This is a genomic window from Agathobaculum butyriciproducens (assembly GCA_003096535.1).
Lineage (GTDB): Bacteria > Bacillota > Clostridia > Oscillospirales > Butyricicoccaceae > Agathobaculum > Agathobaculum butyriciproducens.
In genome coordinates this window covers 17,973-36,379 of sequence record QEKJ01000005.1, presented here as the reverse complement: position 1 = coordinate 36,379, position 18,407 = coordinate 17,973, and the positions used below count along the sequence as shown (strand labels likewise).

Annotated in this window: 16 protein-coding genes; 9 read left to right on the top strand and 7 right to left on the bottom strand. The window is 45.6% G+C overall.

Going from position 1 to position 18,407, the window contains the following annotated elements:
• The first annotated feature begins 195 nt into the window (after positions 1-195).
• From C7386_RS05855 to C7386_RS05840, 3 genes are all read left to right on the top strand, one after another.
• A complete protein-coding gene (locus C7386_RS05855; RefSeq protein WP_116705040.1) occupies positions 196-3,090 on the top strand; it encodes an S-layer homology domain-containing protein in 2,895 nt (964 codons plus the stop codon).
• A 1,051-nt stretch (positions 3,091-4,141) separates the two neighbouring features.
• The gene (locus C7386_RS05845) at positions 4,142-5,485 is read left to right on the top strand and encodes a hypothetical protein (RefSeq protein ID WP_116705038.1); all 1,344 of its coding nucleotides are present in this window, start codon (positions 4,142-4,144) and stop codon (positions 5,483-5,485) included.
• Between the two features lie 79 nt (positions 5,486-5,564).
• A complete protein-coding gene (locus tag C7386_RS05840) occupies positions 5,565-5,855 on the top strand; it encodes a hypothetical protein (protein WP_116705037.1) in 291 nt (96 codons plus the stop codon).
• 49 nt (positions 5,856-5,904) lie between these two features.
• Here C7386_RS05840 and C7386_RS05835 read toward each other — a convergent pair whose 3' ends face one another.
• Complete coding sequence (locus C7386_RS05835; RefSeq protein ID WP_116705036.1) at positions 5,905-6,186, bottom strand: hypothetical protein; 282 nt, start codon at positions 6,184-6,186, stop codon at positions 5,905-5,907.
• Between the two features lie 74 nt (positions 6,187-6,260).
• Positions 6,261-8,909 (bottom strand): S-layer homology domain-containing protein, encoded by a 2,649-nt coding sequence (locus C7386_RS05830; protein WP_116705035.1) that lies wholly within the window; start codon positions 8,907-8,909, stop codon positions 6,261-6,263.
• Positions 8,910-9,312: 403 nt separating this feature from the next.
• Here C7386_RS05830 and C7386_RS05825 point away from each other — a divergent pair, with 403 nt between their 5' ends.
• A complete protein-coding gene (locus tag C7386_RS05825; RefSeq protein WP_116705034.1) occupies positions 9,313-9,882 on the top strand; it encodes a hypothetical protein in 570 nt (189 codons plus the stop codon).
• A 325-nt stretch (positions 9,883-10,207) separates the two neighbouring features.
• Positions 10,208-10,600, top strand: coding sequence for a hypothetical protein (locus C7386_RS05820; protein WP_116705033.1), 393 nt, complete (start codon positions 10,208-10,210; stop codon positions 10,598-10,600).
• A gap of 101 nt (positions 10,601-10,701) precedes the next feature.
• Here C7386_RS05820 and C7386_RS05815 read toward each other — a convergent pair whose 3' ends face one another.
• From C7386_RS05815 to C7386_RS05805, 3 genes are all read right to left on the bottom strand, one after another.
• Positions 10,702-11,385, bottom strand: coding sequence for a TIR domain-containing protein (locus C7386_RS05815; RefSeq protein WP_116705032.1), 684 nt, complete (start codon positions 11,383-11,385; stop codon positions 10,702-10,704).
• A gap of 36 nt (positions 11,386-11,421) precedes the next feature.
• A complete protein-coding gene (locus C7386_RS05810) occupies positions 11,422-12,843 on the bottom strand; it encodes an SIR2 family protein (RefSeq protein ID WP_116705031.1) in 1,422 nt (473 codons plus the stop codon).
• Between the two features lie 309 nt (positions 12,844-13,152).
• Positions 13,153-13,347, bottom strand: coding sequence for a hypothetical protein (locus C7386_RS05805; protein ID WP_116705030.1), 195 nt, complete (start codon positions 13,345-13,347; stop codon positions 13,153-13,155).
• Positions 13,348-13,726: 379 nt separating this feature from the next.
• On the opposite strand from C7386_RS05805, the gene C7386_RS13430 reads away from it, so the two are divergent.
• Genes C7386_RS13430 through C7386_RS05795 form a run of 3 tightly spaced genes read left to right on the top strand, consistent with a single transcriptional unit; the run spans position 13,727 to position 15,454 of the window.
• The gene (locus C7386_RS13430; RefSeq protein WP_165815480.1) at positions 13,727-13,948 is read left to right on the top strand and encodes a hypothetical protein; all 222 of its coding nucleotides are present in this window, start codon (positions 13,727-13,729) and stop codon (positions 13,946-13,948) included.
• Positions 13,939-15,036 (top strand): tyrosine-type recombinase/integrase, encoded by a 1,098-nt coding sequence (locus tag C7386_RS05800; RefSeq protein ID WP_165815479.1) that lies wholly within the window; start codon positions 13,939-13,941, stop codon positions 15,034-15,036. The genes C7386_RS13430 and C7386_RS05800 overlap by 10 nt, the downstream gene beginning before the upstream one ends.
• A 34-nt stretch (positions 15,037-15,070) precedes the next feature.
• On the top strand, positions 15,071-15,454 hold the full coding sequence (locus C7386_RS05795) for a hypothetical protein (protein WP_116705028.1): 384 nt from the start codon (positions 15,071-15,073) through the stop codon (positions 15,452-15,454).
• A gap of 275 nt (positions 15,455-15,729) precedes the next feature.
• Here the strand turns inward: C7386_RS05795 and C7386_RS05790 are convergent, their stop codons facing one another.
• Positions 15,730-16,215: a GNAT family N-acetyltransferase gene (locus C7386_RS05790; protein ID WP_116705027.1), complete on the bottom strand. Its 486-nt coding sequence runs from the start codon at positions 16,213-16,215 to the stop codon at positions 15,730-15,732.
• A 176-nt stretch (positions 16,216-16,391) separates the two neighbouring features.
• Positions 16,392-17,291 (bottom strand): S1C family serine protease, encoded by a 900-nt coding sequence (locus tag C7386_RS05785; protein WP_318261197.1) that lies wholly within the window; start codon positions 17,289-17,291, stop codon positions 16,392-16,394.
• Positions 17,292-17,735: 444 nt separating this feature from the next.
• Between C7386_RS05785 and C7386_RS05780 the strand changes: the two genes are divergently transcribed.
• On the top strand, positions 17,736-18,389 hold the full coding sequence (locus tag C7386_RS05780) for a DMT family transporter (RefSeq protein WP_116705025.1): 654 nt from the start codon (positions 17,736-17,738) through the stop codon (positions 18,387-18,389).
• Positions 18,390-18,407: the final 18 nt, after the last annotated feature.

Here is an 18,407-nt window from a genome sequence, read left to right as displayed (position 1 = left end):
AGAACGGAATACCTTGTTATATGAAGAGGTTTGCCTGGTGGAGAGAAAGTGTAACACACATGAATGTAACATTACCTGTAATGTTACATTCATGTTACGGATGGCAAACTGCGCTTGACCCCTGTGTTTGACTATGGTAATATATTTATCGAACGAGTGAAAACTCGAAATATTATTTTAAGGAGGAATTCCCCTATGAAGAATCTCAAAAAGGTTCTCGCACTGGTGCTGGCGTTCGCTTGCGCGTTCACCATGTTCGCTGGTGCGGCGTTCACGGATCAGGCGGACATCAAGGTCGCCGATGAAGTCGTGGACACTCTGACAGAGTTGGGCATCATCGAGGGCTTTGAAGACGGCTCTTTCCAGCCCGACGCAACTGTAACTCGTGCGCAGATGGCGAAGATGATCTACGTTCTGCGTACCGGCAACTCTGACGCTTCGGCGTACAACAACGACAAGACTTCTTTCACCGACATTGGTACCCACTGGGCACGCGGCTACATCAAGTACTGCCAGTCCGTTGGTATCATTGCTGGTAAGTCTTCTACCATCTTTGCTCCGAATGCAACTGTAACTGCTCAGGAAGCTGCTAAGATGCTGCTCGTAACCCTCGGCTACGACGCTAACAAGGCAGGCCTGGTAGGTGCTGGCTGGGCTGCTAAGACCAACGCACTGGCAGACGAGAATGGCCTGCTGGAGGACGTTAACACTTCCTTTACCGGTCCGTGCCCGCGTCAGTACGCTGCACAGCTGATCTACAACGCAATCGATACTCCGACCGTTGTATGGCGTGACGATGCTTACACCAACGTAACTCTGCTTGGCGATGACAACAAGACCATCGGCGAGAAGTTCATGAACCTGAAGAAGACCACCGCTGTTCTGACCAAGGTTACCAAGACCTCCGGCAAGGAGACCTTTGAGCTGACCCTGAACAAGGATACCGTTGATCTGAACAAGACCACTGATGACAAGGACAAGGCCCTGTACAACTTCACTGAAGTGAAGAAGGACTACTCCAACCTGAAGTATCAGATGGTTACCGTTCTGTACAAGAACAACGACAAGTCCAAGGTTTACGGCGTTTACGCTACCAAGGACAACACTGAACAGACTGGCATCCTGAAGGATCTCAAGATGGACAGCGCTAAGAAGGTTAAGCTGGACGGCACCAAGTATGATCTGGCTGACACCACTTCTGTTTACGTAAATGGTGAGGACACCAACTATACCATCAAGTCTTTTGTTGATGCGTATGGTGATGATTCTTCCTCTAAGTACACCGATTCTAAGTACTATCAGTCGACCGAGGTTAAGCTGCTTGCTACCGACGGCTCCACCAAGTACTCCATCCTGAATGTTAAGACCTTTGCAGTTGGTAAGGTTACCGCTGTTGGTTCTGACTATGTTAATGTTTCCTACAAGGGCGGCGACAAGGACATCCTTTCCAAGACCAAGCTCGAGTCCGATGACTGGGATTGGTACGACGGTATCAAGAAGGACGACTATGTTGTTGTAACTGCTGCTGGCAACTACGGCACCAACCATGGTCTGGTTGAGAAGGCTACCGTTGTTACTGGTAAGGTAAACGGCACTAAGGCTGATGACGGCGTATCTATCTCTGACGAGTGGTACACCATGGCTGGCAATGCTGACGTAGCCGGCAAGCTCGTTAAGCGCCCGAACACTGGTTCCAACGTTGAGATGGTAGTTGTAAACGGCTATGTTTACTACACTGATACCACCACTGGTTCTATTGACGACATCGCACTGCTGGTTGAGGCTGCTCCTAAGGGCGGCGTAAACTCCAAGTGGGAAGCTCGCATGATCTTCTCTGACGGCACCGACAAGGTTGTTGAGATCGAGAAGAAGTGGGACGACAAGGACGATGGCAAGAACATCATCGCATTCCACGAAGGCAACGCTGCTAACAAGAATATGAGAGATTCTGATCTGGCTAACAACAATGTAACTGGCGATCAGCCGAGCAACAAGTTCCAGCCGATTCTCGTTTCTTACGAGGTATCCAAGGACGTTTACACCCTGACCCGTCTGGGCGCTGTAAACACTGATGTTGCCAACGCTACCGACATTGAGACCAATGGTTACGATTCTTATGTAACTGTAACTGGTGCTAACAACACTACGGTCAAGACCGATGGTTCCATCAAGACTGGTACCTTCACCTCTTCTGATAACGCTTCTATCTCTCGCCTGTACTACGAATCCACTGGCGTTGTATTCGTTAAGTCCAAGGCTGATGCTACTGGCGAAGACGGCGACTACAAGGTAGTAACCGGTAAGACTGCTTCTGGCTACGATCGTACCATCCTGCGTGCAACCGCAGTTGCTAACAAGTCTGGCAACGGCTACTATGCACAGGCTGCATTTATCGACCTGGGCACCGATTCTACCGGCGGCTCTTCCGACAACTACGCAGTAGTTCTGAAGAATGTTGAGAAGAAGACCGGCACTGCTAACGGCACTGTATATGTAATCACCGCTTGGAACGGCACTGAGCAGATCACCGTTACCACCGATGATTCCGCTGCTAACAGCATGAGCAAGGGTGATATCTTCACCTACACTGCTACCGGCGACACCCTGTCTGATATCGAGTACAAGTCTGGTAAGCAGGCTGATGCATTCGTAGCTTCCTTCGATGAAGGCTCCGGCGACATCTCCCTGTACACCTACAAGCTCGGCAACGACACTGGTTGGCGTGCAGCAGGCAACAACAGCCTGGGTGCAGCTACCGACGCTTCTACTGCTGATGCATTCACCAAGGTTGACAGCAAGAATACCGTAATCCTGTTCGTTGATTCTGACGCAGGCAAGGGCGAGACCGGCTACACCATGTCCGACATCGACCTGGCTCGTACCTTCGACTCCGACTTCTGGAGCAAGGGCAAGCTGCCGGCTCTGAACGATATTCAGATCACCAACAAGGTTGCAACCGATGCTTCCGATTCTGCTAACAAGCTGACTGAGGATGCAGTACCGAACGCTCGCGTATTCGTTGACAGCGCTTCTGACGATCAGATCACTGTTATCGTAATTGACGTTCAGCACGACATCACTGCTTGGTAATTTCACGGCTTGATCCGTTGAATTTGCAGTAAAGCAATCGAACCCCTGAGGGAAACCTCAGGGGTTCTTTTGTGTAATGGCGGTAAATAGGAGAAATCCCCGAGGACTTCCTCGGGGATTTCAGTTAGACAATTTTAATTCTCAATTAGAAAATCTTGTTGCCCTTCAGACGGTTGTTATCTGCATCATAGATGATAGCCAGAATGTCACCGTAGGTGCCGTCGTCATTCTTCTCCAGAACGATCCAAGCATTTGCATAGTACTGACCAGCAGTGGAGGTCTCTTCAGCCAGAGAAATCTGATCCAGAGAAGAACCTTCCATACCTTCCTGCTTGTCGTCGTTGACTGCGATGTATACGCAATCCTCGTCCATAGAATAGGTGTCGCTGCCGCCGTTAAACTTAACAGCTACATCGCCTTCCTTAACCTTCTGAATACCGGTGATTGCAACTCGCATGGTCTTGGTATCCTTAGCTGCCTCAACATTGATGAAATCAGCACCGTCATCGGTGTAGATAAGGATATTACCAGCAGACTTCGGGGTGCCGTCGCCGCCATCATACTTCAGGGTTACGTTCTCAGAACCAGTCCAAGCCTCGTATACGGTGGTCTCATCGTTGTCCTCGCCGTTGGTGCCCTTGTAAGAATCAGAGGTCATATATGCATACTTGTAGTCAGAGCCAGCACCGTTGTACTTAGCCTTAGCAACTACAACTGCAACGCTAACAGTTTCAATACCGTTAGACTTCTTGGTTGCGTAGTAAACAGTAGAACCGTACTTAGTAGACCAATCATTTACGGTCTTACCAGACAGAACCTTTACGTCCTTCTGAATGTTGGTAGCACCGGAAACGGTATTATACAGTGCGAATACTACTGCACTATCATTGATAGAATACTTACCAATCTTGTTCTTTGCAGTAATTTCAGTATCCTGGCCTACGTTTTCGTAACCAGCCTTATTAGACAGCGTGGTACCATCAGCAGCAGTGCTAGTACCCAGAGCCTTCAGGGTGTAAGTGCCGTTGCTGCGAGTAGAGTAGGTGAACAGGTGGTTAACAGACTTGTTGTCATCTGCAAAGCAGTTCTTAGAAGTTACATCTTCTGCATCTTCACCCGCGGTCAGCGCCAGCTTCTCAACCTCGATGGTCTTGGAAGAGCCGTCCAGGAAGTAAGCCTTTACCTTCTGAGTGGTGCTGCTCTGCATGCCGTTCTTTGCGGACTCAAAGTCAGTTACAACCAGAATGTCGTTGGAAGAAGACTCGGTCTCCTTGGCATTTACAATGTAATTGCCAACGATAGCAAAGTCATAGGTGCTGCCAGACTTGATGGAAGCAGTATCGTCTGCTACGTTGGAAGCACCGTTGGTAGCAACCTTGTACCAAGTATCGTTTACCTTAAGCTGTCCAAGTACGACGGCAAGAAGCTGGTAACTAGCGCTACTACTCCGGATGCAAATCAGGTTAAGGCTGATGATGTTCTGATTACCTCCGGTGCATCTGCTAAGGGTCTTGTAACCTTCACCAAGCTGTCTGATGATACTTACGACATCGAGTTCGTAAGCACGACCAACAAGGCTGGTTGCGATGATTATATCACCACTGGCTCTGTTAAGGTTGATGACAAGAAGATTGACAACAAGCCGGTTAACGACGATGCAGTTATCTATGTTGAGGCTTCTACCGAGATTAAGGTTATCTCTGGTAAGTCTATCAAGAACTGGGACAACAAGACTGCTGACAGCACTGTTCTGCTGACCAACGAGAAGAATGGTCTGGACTACGTTGCTGCTGGTTACGTCGAAGTTAGTGGCGCTAAGGTTCCGGGCGCAACCGCTGATACCAAGTACGGCTACCTGACCCGTGATGGTTATACTGTAACCGTAAACGGTGAGAAGAAGGCTGCTTACGAGGTATGGACCAACGAGGGCGCTAAGACTCTGGTTGAGGATGCTTCTGCTCCGATTGCTGGCGCTACCACCGGTAAGGTAATCTCCTACACCATCGATGGCGACTACATCAATGATGTATCGCTTGAGGGTCTGGACGCTGCTATTATCGGTACCGATCGTACTGAGAAGGGCACTGCTAAGATTGCTACCGGCGGAGCTGCAACTACTGGCACCTATACCTTCGACGATGACTGCGTATTTGTTGCAGTTGATGACTCTGAGAATGAGGGCGCTGAGGGCGGTATCGAGGCTATCCCGACCGCACAGAAGTGCGTTGGCTCTAACTATGTTGCAAACGCAATCGTAGTTCTGAAGAACGACGGTACTGTTGCTACTCCGGATTACAAGATTGTTGCAGTATTCTACGATGTAGATAACATGCTGGATCGTAACACCGATACTGACACTGTTGTAACCGATTCTCACGTTCACTTTGCAGGCTAATTAGCTTAGCTTAAAAGGAAACACAAACCCCCGCTCAAATGAGCGGGGGTTTCTCACCCTTTGGGAAAGGAGTATTGACATGCGATTTACATCAAACGATTTGAGTGACGCATATGTAACACAGCAAGAAGTTAATGCATCTGAAGGAAGCTATACGTTCAATGATTTGTGCACGAATGAGCACTGTTTGGAAGCAATTAATTCTTTAAGTACGGCAAAGAAGAAAAAATTCTTCAAAATACTTAAGCAGGCGGTCGAAAAAATTCCATTTCCCGATGATTGTAGTGAATATATTCTTGAAGATGACTATAATGAAGCCAAGAATGCATTCTATGCTCGCTTAGAAGACTACTTTGCTGAATTTATGTAAAAAAAGTCCGCTCAATTGAGCGGACTTTTCGATTGGCTTAGGTTAAACCTTAGCGGGGCAGCAGAACTGCGTTATCAGTATCAGCAGCAGCGCGGATCTCATTGTCCTCGGTGCCGATTACCAGCAGCTCAATCTCGTCATCGTCGTTAACGATAGCGAATACGTTAGCCTTAACATTGGTGTCAGCCTTGTTCATCTCAGCTTCCATCCAATCCTGAGCGTCGCCAGCCTCCCAATCAACTGCATTCAGATAAATGATTACAGTGTCAGAAACCTTAGCACCGTACTTGGCACTGCCAGAGATAGCGGTTACAGCCTTCCATATGTACAAAAAGAACCCCTGAGGAAAACCTCAGGGGTTCGATTGTTTAGATCAGAAATCCAACAACTGAAGCAATTGGTAGATTACTTAACCTTGGAGTTCAGTTCGCCAGTGATATCAACAACGATAATGTTCTTGCCAGTCTCAGCGTTGTTCTCATCCTTAGATACATAGTAAACTGCGTTTACCTTGTAGCTGCCACCATTGTCCTGAACGAAGGAGGACAGATCCATGTCAGCGGACAGCGTCAGGCCAGTATCAGTCTTGCCATCATCGGAGGTATCAACGAACAGGATGATAGCATCATCATCATTGTCCAGCTTGATAGCCTTGGTATTGCCGGTTACATCCTTAACTGCAACATCAGTGTTGGTATCGTAAACATATGCGGTACCATCCTTATCGGTACCGTAGTCACCGCCAACAACAACCGCCTTGGTCCAAGCATTGTTGCCCTTACCAGTGCCGTAAACATTGTCGATGGAAACTTCCGTCTTGGAGCCGTTAGCAGTCTCAAGAGTACCATCGATAGAGTACTCAACTACATTGCTAGTAGCTACGTTGACATCATCATCAGTCCACAGCTCAACAGTCTCCGTGCCGTTCCAAGCATAGATTACAGTGTACTCGTCCTCATCGTTGGTCAGACCAGACTCAACGGTGTAGACATAACCGTAGTTAACGTCAGAACCGCCAGCCATGCTGTCATCCTTCAGATCAGCCAGTACTACCTTAGCATAGTTGACACTGCTGGAGGTATCGGCCAGAATATAAGCATCGAAGTTTACAGTGTTCTTCCAGTTCTTCAGATCCTTGCCGGTAACAACCTTGTAAGAATCGGTCTTGTAACGAACGAATACAGTTGCGTTATCCTCGATTGCAGAAACATCGCCCGAGGTAAAGCGCTTGTTGTCGACAGAGGTCTTATTAGACTCGGTATATACGTCGTAGCCAGCCTTTTCATTCGTCTTATCAAGCAGCTTAATCTTGTAGTCATCGCCGGACTTGCTATAAGAAACAAGCTTCGGAGCAACGCCTGCACCCTTGACAGCACTGTCAAACTCAACAGCCGTGGTAGACGTACCATTTACATAGTAACCATCAGTCTTCTTCAGGGTCATCTTCTCAGAGGAACCATCAGCCTTGATCACGGTTGCAACATAACGGTTGCCTTCCTTGTACAGCTCGGTCATCATGCCGATGTCCTTAGCCTCTGCGTTAGCATCATCAACGTACAGGAAGTAGTTGCCCTTGACAACAACAGCCACAGTGGCGTTCAGCTTCAGATCCTTAGCCTTATCATCAGCTACGCCAGCCTTTTCATAAGTAGTGCCGCCGATGGTGATTTCGTAAGCATCGTCAGTAGAAGCCTTCTTGGTGGTGGTGATCTTGCCGGTAACAACGTCCAGCTTGGTTACACCGATGTTGCCATCAGAAGTGTTAACTGCTGCAGTAACTGCAACGTAGTCATCCTTCTTGATATCGGACGGATAGGTAACGTCATCAGACTCCAGCTTAGTGGAGAAGTTGGTCTTACCGTTTACGCCAGCAACATTGTTTGCCTTGTAAGAAACGTTGATGTAGTCAGAACCAACATAGGTAACCTGACCTACTGCAAAAGAAGCAACGTCCAGACGGCTGATCTTAGAGCTATCGTCATTGGAGATAGCAGTTGCGTCGTAAGCCTTAACGATACCCGTTGCCTTATCAGCGTAGTCTGCAACGCTGGTAGCCTTGGCATCTTCATCGTTAACGTATACGCTGTTCTTAGCAGCCAGGGTGTACTTCTTACCATCGTACTTCAGCTTGCCGCTGTCCTCACCAAAATCACCAACAACGCCAGTCAGAACGGTGTTGGAATCGGTCAGAGCAAATACACCGTAAACCTTATCGGTCTCCTTGTACAGAACCTTAACCTTCTGATGCTTCAGAGCGTAGTAGTCCTTAGCAATCTTGGAGAAGTTCTGCTCGTCGATGATGTCCTTGCCAGACAGAGCAGTGCCGTCCTTCTTAGTGATGGAAGAAACAGTAGCATTGTAGGTGTCCTTGCCATCTTCCTTCTGGAAGTAAGTCAGGATGCCTTCAACAGAGTGCAGGCCCATGTACTTCTCGCCGATGGTCGGGTTGTCACCATTGCCATAGTTGTTGGTGGTGTAAGCATCGTCACGCCATACAACAGTAGGAGCGTCGATTGCATTGTAGATCAACTGTGCAGCGTACTGACGCGGGCACGGACCAGTGAAGGAAGTATTAACATCCTCAAGCAGGCCATTCTCGTCAGCCAGTGCGTTGGTCTTTGCAGCCCAGCTAGTACCTACCAGGCCAGCCTTCTGAGCGTCGTAGCCAAGGGTTACGAGCAACATCTTAGCAGCTTCCTGTGCAGTTACAGTTGCATTCGGAGCAAATACGGTTGCAGACTTGCCGGCAATAATGCCAACGGACTGGCAGTACTTGATGTAGCCAGCAGCCCAGTGGCCGTTGATGTCGGTGAAAGAAGTCTTGTCATTGTTGTACGCAGAAGCGTCAGAGTTACCAGTGCGCAGAACGTAAATCATCTTTGCCATCTGAGCACGGGTTACGGTAGCGTTAGGCTGGAAGGAGCCGTCTTCGAAACCTTCGATTACGCCCAGCGATACCAGAGTGTCCACTACATCAGAGTCAACCTTAATGTCGGCCTGATCCGTGAACGCCGCACCAGCGAACATGGTGAATGCACAAGCAAACGCCAGCACCAGTGCGAGAACCTTTTTCAGATTGCAGGTGAAAAAACTTACATTATGAAAAATGACAATAAAAATTTAAAAATATAGAGTTTTTATAACTTTATCTAGAAAATAGACAGAAGAAAAATATCCCAAAACAAAGACATAAATAGTGAAATAAGAAGTGGGTGAAAAAAGTAAATAAATTTGAAAGATTTTAGCGCCTATTAACAATAATAAGAGCTTGTAGATTTGGGATATTTGAATACTCTCATCTATTTAATGTGACTAAGAACGGAGAAGATACAATCTCGAAAAATCTTGCATATATAATGTCGATATCCTAGGAATACCGTTGAGATTAAAAAATAATTATGATATTCTAATAAATAATAAGTATGTTCACAGAGTAGTATTGTAAAGGAGAATATCCGTGTTTGCAGGTTTTAATCTAAAGATTCCAGAGTACTATTTTGGTAGAGCCAATGAACATTATTATAAGGCGGGTGAAAAATGTTTAGCTGAACAGAAGCAGCGAATAAGAGAAAAGTTAACTGATTACATTTTGAATGAAAAGACTGTAGATAACTATATTTTAGATAAAAGAGACTTGCTTATTAAGACTTCCACAAAACATGCTTTAGATGGTACTGCAATTCAAAATGATTGGTTTGGGCAGGTTAAAGCAGACATCTTTCTATCTCATGCACACAGGGATGAAAAACTAGTTGTAAGTTTAGCTGGTTGGTTTAAAGAAGAATGTAATGTGCAAGCATTTGTTGATTCCCATATTTGGGGGTATGCAAATGATCTTTTGAAAAAGATTGATAATAAGTATAGTAGGCTGCAGTATAATGACGAGGATACTGCTGCCTATAGTTATAAAAAACGTAATGAATCCACAAGTCATGTTCATATTATGCTTAATACTGCATTAGAACAAATGATTGACAAATGTGAATGCTTATTTTTTTGTAAATACGCCGAATTCGTTATCTATTGATGAAATACCTGGTGAAAGTGCAACTTTATCACCTTGGATTTATTCGGAGTTATCGATATCACAAATTGTCTGTCATAAATTGCTCGCAGAATATCGAGATATTCCAAGCGATGAATATATTGCTGAAAATGGTACAGACATGGAATGGGACTACCAAATGCAATATAGAGTTCGAACGAATCACCTGAGAAGATTATCTATGGATAATCTGGTGGAGTGGGCAAATGAATTGTCACTGAAATGCCACATGTATCCAATGGATAAGCTCTATGAGCAGCAAGGCATATTTGAAGAAAATAACAATTTTATGAATGAGTGATTAAACATGGATACGAATAAAATTCAACATTTGCAAATGATTCTGGGTATTATTAACCGTATGGCCAGTAATTCCTTTGCATTAAAAGGTTGGACAGTAACACTTGTTGTTGGAGTATATGCTTTTTGGGGACAACAAAGCAATAAAAAGTTATTCCTTATTGCATATATTCCAATCATAGCGTTTTGGCTATTGGACTCATTTTATCTTTTGCAAGAACGTCAATTCCGAAAGTTGTATAATGCTGTTCACCAGCTGGAGGGATATGGGATTAATTTTAATATAGAAAGGAAACCGGGGACATTAGTTGCATATTATAGAAGTGTTATATCTCTTACGGAGATTCTGTTTTATATCCCATTGATAGGCATTGCAACTATAATTCTTTCTTGTCTGTAATATGCTAAACAGCCGCTTTTATGCGGCTGTTTGTGTTATAATAATGTGCTATATATTAAATAAAACTATAGATTCTGATAACATGATATGAGCTACAAGCATTATACTTCTTTGCAGAGTTTGTATTCATCAATATGATTTTGACGATCGATGGCGAAATCTACATATTTATTGTAGTTGGCTATGAAATCGCTCCATTTTACAGCTTCAATATAGCTACAAGTTCCAGACCAGATTGTTCGCTCATCGTTGCATATGTGTGTTGAAGCATTTTTGATTTTATTAAATTTATTCTGTTTGATAATTGAAAAGAGTTTATTTGTATGGTGAGTAGTGCAGCTTGTATCGCAGCAATTTTGCGTTTCGAGATAATAGGAGTACGAACCATCTATATCTGGAAGGACAACAGCTAAGATTGCATTGCTGTGGCTCGTAATAGCATCTCCATTTTTATTTTTTCTAGAGGTTTCTTTAAGCGAATATGATATCTCCCATGGTATCCATTGATCGCGATCTTTTTTGTCTGCTTCCTTCATACCTGGTGAAATAAATACGATGGTCACAGAACTGTCATAGATTCGATCTTTGAGTTTTTCCCATATTGTCTCATCAGAAAGTTTGCTTAAATCTTCACCATTACTTTCACCTTTAAAGATATGATCAGAAGAATCTATCTTTTTCTCAAACTCATCAATATAATCACGAACTGTTGATGTTGTGTCTGATGTCAAGTTTTGAACTTGATCATCTGCGTATTTATACGAAACAAAAATTTTCTTTCCCACAAATTTAACCTTCCTTATTGTTTGGTTTGACGAATATCAAACTGATCTTTGGTTTTTAGCAATGGATATAACAGCATTTACAAGGTTGTCTAGATTGGTTTCCGTACGGAGTATTTCCCAATACGATTCGAGGTAAGGATAGTTCGGTTTAGCTGCTTTAACTGTATCATAAATTGATGCGGCAGCGTCTCCGGTTGTGCCCAAGGGGATGATTATGCACTTGTTCTCTTCAGCGATTTGATATTCCTGTAAACAACCATCAGCGATGACTTTTTCGCCTTGCATATTTTTTTTGTTTCCAATCATAAAGATGGCTACGCCATTATTATAGAGGATTTCTTCTCTATATTTTTTCCATTTTGCTTTCCGTTCATTAGGATCTGCAATCCCTTGAGGAAACGGTCGGAGGCACAGATGTTCATCAATATGTTTAAACTTTTTAGTGTAGATTGCATCAAGTGCACCATTAATGACTGACGAACCAATACCTAATCCAAAGCCAGAAGTTACCTTGAAGCCTTCTTGTATGAGCTGATTTGCAAGTTGATATGCCAAATCTTCGATTTTCGCGTTAGGCCACTCGTCATTATAGAAATCCGCACTACCGGAAATGAAGACGTTGTTGGAAAGAACTGCTCTTTCAAGAGTCCTTAATATATCTGTAATTTCTGAGTAGTCATTGACGAAAATTGTCTGAACGCCATAACGTTTTAAATCATCCTCTCGTAGATCTTGTCGAGCCTTTTGGTATCCAAACTCCTCATCGGTCATGGAAGCTGTTTGTATGACTTTTTTCATAAAGCAATAATGAGTTCTGATATTTTCGTCTAACAAAAGTTTAATTTGCCCAAGAATACTATCAAGGTTAGGATCTTCAAAGCTAAAACCTATAAAAAGGAATGTTTTTGATATCAGGTCGCTTTGTAATACTTTTCTAAAAAGCGGATAATGCCTATCATACTGGATATAATCATCTTTGGTTAAAACGGCATCAGAAGCGTGGTCTGCATCACCGTGCATCTTATAAACAATAGCGTCTCGATCTCTTTTGGTAGTAGATAATTGTTTATATTCAATTTTCACATCTGAATTCCTATTAGCCTCTTGGAGACCGGTTTCGATGAGATGATCATAATTGGTTGTCCAATATGTGTGTATTGGAAGACGAGTAAGAATTGATACATTCTCATTCGGGGAGACATCTTTGCTAAATGCATCGAGAAGTGAAGAATTTATGGTTGCGCGGTTCCCTGCTTTGTTTCGTACATATTGTGCGACGGCTGCAAGATCATGCTCCTCATCAATATTTAAATCAATATCATCAGCTAGTGGACGGAGCAGTTCTTTCCAATCGACAAATCCTGAAGGACGAGACAAACCGGCTCCGGCAAATACAGCAGCATTTCCGTCTCTGATAGCTTTTACATACTCGCGAAGAAATTGTTTTGGTGTTGCCATATAAATACCTCACAATACTATTTGCTATTAACCTATTTTACCATAAAATAGGTTAAATTGCAATATATAGATGCTGAAACGGAATCCATACTGAAATAAATTAAGAAATAAATGCGCACCTTTAAAAATTTTCAGAAAGGGGAATTATGAATAAAATTTGTAATTACTATATTTATAAGAAGATGTGTGATTGGTACCACGATGCGCAAGAGTTCCATTTACTTATTATGTTACAAAATCATTAGAAGTATATTCGCTGATTTGACAAATGTGGGCTATATAAACACTTAACTGGATGTAAAGATTTATTCACTTTGCGGCGTTATCCCGCTCCATAGCCTCTCGAATGGCGCGCTTGATAAAAGCAGTAGCGGACTCGCCCTGTTGTTCAGCGTGTGCCTGAATGCGGGCACGTTCACCCTTTGGGACGCGAAAACGTACTTCATCTGTTTTTTCTTTTTGCCATTTTAAAGTGGCTCGCTTTTGCGCTTCGCTGACTGACATTTTCTCACCCCCGATATCATATAAAAGACCACTTTTGAAAAATATAGTAAAACTGCAACATGTAGTGCACCTATATTTGTGAGAAATGACTATTGAATAGGTGCGCTATATATGCTATTATTCTATCAGAAAATAAAAAACGGCAGTGCAAAAGGACGGCAATCCTTTTGCACCTGCGCAGGTGAACCGACCACCTACACAACGGAAAACTCCGCACCGCAGTATTAGTATACCCTTTTTTTAAGGGTTGCACAAGACCTTTGTTAGTGCTATATTTATACTTCTTTCTGCTGTATGATTTTGACACCGTGTAGGCTCTATATTGCCTGCACGGTTTTATTTTCGCTCAAAATCACATATAGAAAGAGGCGAAATTACGATGAAGAAGTATTCCTTCGCAGATATGCAAAGGCTGCACTGGAAAGACTACGAGTTCGAGTGTCAGCGGCTGACCTTTCCGAACGGCAGACAAATCCGTTTGACGGACAGCCAGAGCAAGCAGGTACAGACGCAGTACACACAGTATATCGATCAACATCATCACGCACCGCGCATGGGAGATTATATTTTCCCGAGCAAGGAGGCGAGGTCATGGGTATAACTTTACGGGAATGGTCGCAGCAGTGGCTGGAGGTTTACGTTAAGCCGGTAGCCAAGCCGAGCGGCTACGAGCACTACTATGATAACCTGCACAAACATATCCTGCCGAAATTAGGTGATATGCCCTTGAAAAGTCTGACTACTGCCGTGGTACAGCACTTTCTCAACGAGGAATCCCTGCATGGCAATCTGCGGACCGGCAGCGCGCTGAGCGCAAAAAGCATCAAAAATATGCGCGTTGTGCTGGATGTTTGCTGTAAGCGTGCTGTTGCGGACGGTATGATGCCCGCAAATCCGGTTGCTGCGACCGTATATACGCATTGCCGCTCGAAGAAACACAATATTATGAGTGATAGCGATCAAAAAGTGCTCGAAAAGTGGCTGTTTTCTGATCTGTCGCTTAATAATGCAGGTATTATCTTAGCATTGTACAGCGGTATGCGTCTGGGTGAAGTCTGTGCTGCACGTTGGGGTAATTACGACGCGATGAGCGGCACGCTGCACATTACACAAACAGTACGCCGGGTGATGGTTGATCCTGAGGCAGAGTACGGCAAGCGGACGGAACTTATCTTCAGCTCTGCGAAAAGCGATGCTTCTGAGCGAGATTTGTATCTGCCGGAAGTACTGCAGGGTTTGCTTACCGTACAGTATCAGCGGTTCGAATCTCTTTTTAAGCGCACGCCGAATGCTGATGATTTCATCATCTATAATACAGTCGGTGGTGTAATGGATCCGGACCATCTGAGCAGTTACTGGGGCGATGTACTGGATGGTCTTGGCCTGCCGCACGTTCGTTTTCACGACATTCGGCATACATTTGCCACCCGTGCGATCGAGCAGGGGATCGATGTTGCAACGGTTGCGGGTCTGCTTGGACACGCGGATGTAACCACGACCACGCACTACTACGTTCACCCGCGCGATGCTTCGATGCGAAAAGCAATGGCGGCTGTCGCACCGGTCGGAGCAGTTACACACGCATGGCAGAATACCCGATTATTTGCACCGAAAAGCGCTGAAGAGAAAGTACCTGAAGCGGCAAGGCGTGTGCATCGCCGTCGCAAGCACATCGCAGAATGTGGATGAGTAAATGTTGCGGAAATATATGAGGAGAATCAATATGAGAGAATATAAATATGTATGTAAAGACTGTAAGGAACACCTCACAAATTCTGAGGATCGATTGTGTGAATGGTGCCGGGACAAGAACAGGGTTAATTCTGCACAGATTTGCATTATCTGTGGGAAAAGACGTACTCCTGCACGGGATGGTATGTGCTACAACTGTCGTCCAAAGGTGCCTAAGGAGCCCTATAAACCTGACGTGCCTTGGAAGGAAGCTCTTGAATGGGTTGAGCTTGAATATGTTATTTTGCAGGCTCGTTATGACGGTTTGTCCTTTCAAGAAATTGCAGAGCTGACAGAATTGTCAGCTGAGGAATGTGCCGATATCGCCGTCAAAACGCTTAATAGACGCCGATTTGGGTATTACTTAAAATATTAGTAACTCTCGAAAAAGGAATGGAAGACACGCAAAGTGTCTTACAATTCTTCCCCGCATTTGCGGGGGTCACCCCAATTTGATGTAAGCGCTTAGATTTGAAAATCGGCAAATTATCCCCGCATAAGCGGGGGACAGAACAATCCCCAAAGCAAAGGATCATAAACCTTTTGCTTTGGGGATTGCTTCTTGGGGTAAGAAGCGTACGCCTTGCGGAATAGTAGATATTATGTTATGTGATTGCCGTCAAAAAGCAGCGGTTTCGTGCCTCTAACTTCTCAAAACGTCAGCCGCATCTGGTGCCACTGTACATTTCCGTGCGTGGATTTCTCGGACACGCCTTCGTCGACAAAGCCGAATTTTGCGTAGTACGCAAGGAGTCTGTCCTTGCAGGTCAGCACAAGTCCCTTGCGGCCCTGCTGTCTGGCATCGGAGATGGCACGGCGGATCAGCTCACCGGCATAGCCGCGTTTGCGGTACTCCGGCAGGGTATTGACACCGAAAATCATCTGCCATGCACCGTTTTCGTTGTGCATACAGGCGTTTTCGTACATTGCATCGGTCAAATCCGGCTCGTCCGTGACAAACCCATCGACAAACGCGATCAGCTTGTCGGCGTCGTACAGCAGCCAGAAGTGGTTGCCGTAATACTTGATCCGCTCGACAAATTCCTGCTCGGTTGCCGCTTCGGCAGGTGGAAAGCATGCGGCTTCTACTGCGGCGATGGCGGCAATATCTTTTTCTTCTGCATAGGTGATTGTCATTCTGTATTCCTCCTGAGCGGCTATGGAGACTATCCGCTGTGTTTTGCGTTTCTCTCAGCATACCACGTCTTTGAGCACGAGACAAGAAAAAGCCGCGATAAATCCTATCACGACAAACAAATAGACCGCGCTTCAAATTTTTGCTTGAAGCGCGGTCTATTGTCAATGAGGGATAATTATTTCGAGCGATAATAGTAATACACAGTCGTACTGCTTTGCTTTTTCGTCGTTGTGGTCGTAGTCTGGGTTTTAAGCTGGTTGATCATGGTTTTGATATCGGAAATCGGGATTGCGTAACCCATGCCTTCCACGCCGGAGGAGGACAGCTTAGCGGTATTGATGCCGATGACCTCGCCGTTCATATTGAGCAGTGCGCCGCCGCTGTTGCCTGGATTGATTGCCGCATCGGTCTGCAGATAGGTTGCCGTGACAGCCTTGCCGGTGCTGTCTGTTCCGGTCTGTACCGAGCGGTTGAGTGCGCTGACAATGCCGGTCGTTACCGACTGTCCGTAGCCGAGCGCATTACCGATGGCCACTACCTGTTCGCCGACCCGCAGCTTGGACGAATCACCGAGTGTGGCTACTGTAATCTTACTGCGCGTGCTGGCCGAAAGTGAGCTGAGCGATACCTTGATCACGACAATGTCCTTGGTCGAGTTGACGCCGCACAGCTGTGCTTTATACACCTCATCGTCAACAAAACCGACCGAAAGCGTCGATGCACCCTCTACCACATGGTAGTTGGTGACGATATACAGGGCATCCGAGGTTTTCTCGAAGATAATGCCGGAGCCGACGCTGGTCGTTTCCTTGAGTTCGGTGCTGTTGTGTCCGTAGCGGTCGAAGCGGTCAAAATACCGCTGGGCCTCCTGCACCGAAATATTGGTGATGGAGACAACGCTCGGCAGAGCGGTTTCAGCAATATCCGCAACGTCGGTGATATGATGGACACTGCCGCAGGTCGAGCAGGTGTAGTCAGCCGCGCCCGCCCATACTCCGCCAAACAGCGCGGTGCACAGCATCAGGCATACGGCCCGCTTGCTAATGTGATGTTTTCCGGTGTGCGATTTTTTCATAACGGTATGCTCCTTTTTCTGTGCACCGCGGTTGCGGCTGATTGTAATTTCTATATTTATTATAGCACTTTTCAGCGTTTTGAGACGATGTTGCAGGAATCTACATACATTCTTCATGGTTTGGACACAGAAACCGCAGGTAAGATTAAAATAAGATTTGTATTGCCAACAGGCATCTGATAGAATGAGAGCAGGACCATACCGTAAAGGGGACTAGAGCATAGAAACGAAACAAAAATATATTGCCATGATCGTACTGCAGAGCATTCTGTACGGTGCGATGGACGTTATATCCAAACTGGTTTATCACATTATGCCGGTGTACAGCTTTCTGTTTCTGCGATATGTACTGGCGGCAGCAATCATGCTGCTGATATGGCATAAAACCATTCTGCGGGAGTTGAAAACAGCACGCGTGAGGATTACATTGTTCCGGGATTATGTATGTCGTGCGCCTTCATTTTCAGCAATCTGGCGCTGCAGCGGACTACCGCCACCAACGTATCCTTTTTGCGTTCGCTGTCGGCGATTATGGTGCCGGTTTTGCTGCTTGCGGTTTTTCATCAAAAATACCGGCGCAAGGACATAATCATTCAAATTTTGATGATCGTCGGTCTGTATCTGCTGTGCATGAAGGGCGGTTTCCATGGCATCGGATTGGGTGAACTGCTTGCGCTTGTAGCCGCGCTGCTGGTAGCAGGTTCGCTGGTGTTCGGAAAGTCGGCGCTGCAGTCGATCAGCGCGGTCAGCCTGTCTTTTGTACAGACGATTCTGTCGGTATTTGTGTGCGGAGCGATGTGTGTGCTGACCGATTCGGCTGGCTATCTTTCACGGGCGTTGGACTGGAAAATCGTTCTGGCGCTGCTCTATGCCGCAGTCGGCTGCACGATAGGCGGCTATATGCTGCAGAATACGGCACTCAGGCATATTTCGTCCAGGATAACCGGCATGGTGCAGTGCCTTTATCCGGTCGCAACGGCAGCGATCGCATATTTTGTGTTGAGTGAACGGCTGGCGCTGCCGGGAATGGTCGGCGCGGCTGTTATTATTGTGGCTATCCTGCTGGAAAGCGCGTGGGATGGCGGACGAAGTGCGTAAAAGGGGAGAAAAGAAGGT

What these genes read in the sequence shown, in the direction of transcription:
- C7386_RS05855 (WP_116705040.1), top strand. Translation starts at nt 196, where the DNA reads ATGAAGAATCTCAAAAAGGTTCTCGCACTGGTGCTGGCGTTCGCTTGC.
- C7386_RS05840 (WP_116705037.1), top strand. Translation starts at nt 5,565, where the DNA reads ATGCGATTTACATCAAACGATTTGAGTGACGCATATGTAACACAGCAA.
- C7386_RS05820 (WP_116705033.1), top strand. Translation starts at nt 10,208, where the DNA reads ATGGATACGAATAAAATTCAACATTTGCAAATGATTCTGGGTATTATT.
- C7386_RS05810 (WP_116705031.1), bottom strand. Translation starts at nt 12,843, where the DNA reads ATGGCAACACCAAAACAATTTCTTCGCGAGTATGTAAAAGCTATCAGA.
- C7386_RS05805 (WP_116705030.1), bottom strand. Translation starts at nt 13,347, where the DNA reads ATGTCAGTCAGCGAAGCGCAAAAGCGAGCCACTTTAAAATGGCAAAAA.
- C7386_RS13430 (WP_165815480.1), top strand. Translation starts at nt 13,727, where the DNA reads ATGAAGAAGTATTCCTTCGCAGATATGCAAAGGCTGCACTGGAAAGAC.
- C7386_RS05800 (WP_165815479.1), top strand. Translation starts at nt 13,939, where the DNA reads ATGGGTATAACTTTACGGGAATGGTCGCAGCAGTGGCTGGAGGTTTAC.
- C7386_RS05795 (WP_116705028.1), top strand. Translation starts at nt 15,071, where the DNA reads ATGAGAGAATATAAATATGTATGTAAAGACTGTAAGGAACACCTCACA.
- C7386_RS05790 (WP_116705027.1), bottom strand. Translation starts at nt 16,215, where the DNA reads ATGACAATCACCTATGCAGAAGAAAAAGATATTGCCGCCATCGCCGCA.
- C7386_RS05785 (WP_318261197.1), bottom strand. Translation starts at nt 17,291, where the DNA reads ATGAAAAAATCGCACACCGGAAAACATCACATTAGCAAGCGGGCCGTA.
- C7386_RS05780 (WP_116705025.1), top strand. Translation starts at nt 17,736, where the DNA reads ATGTCGTGCGCCTTCATTTTCAGCAATCTGGCGCTGCAGCGGACTACC.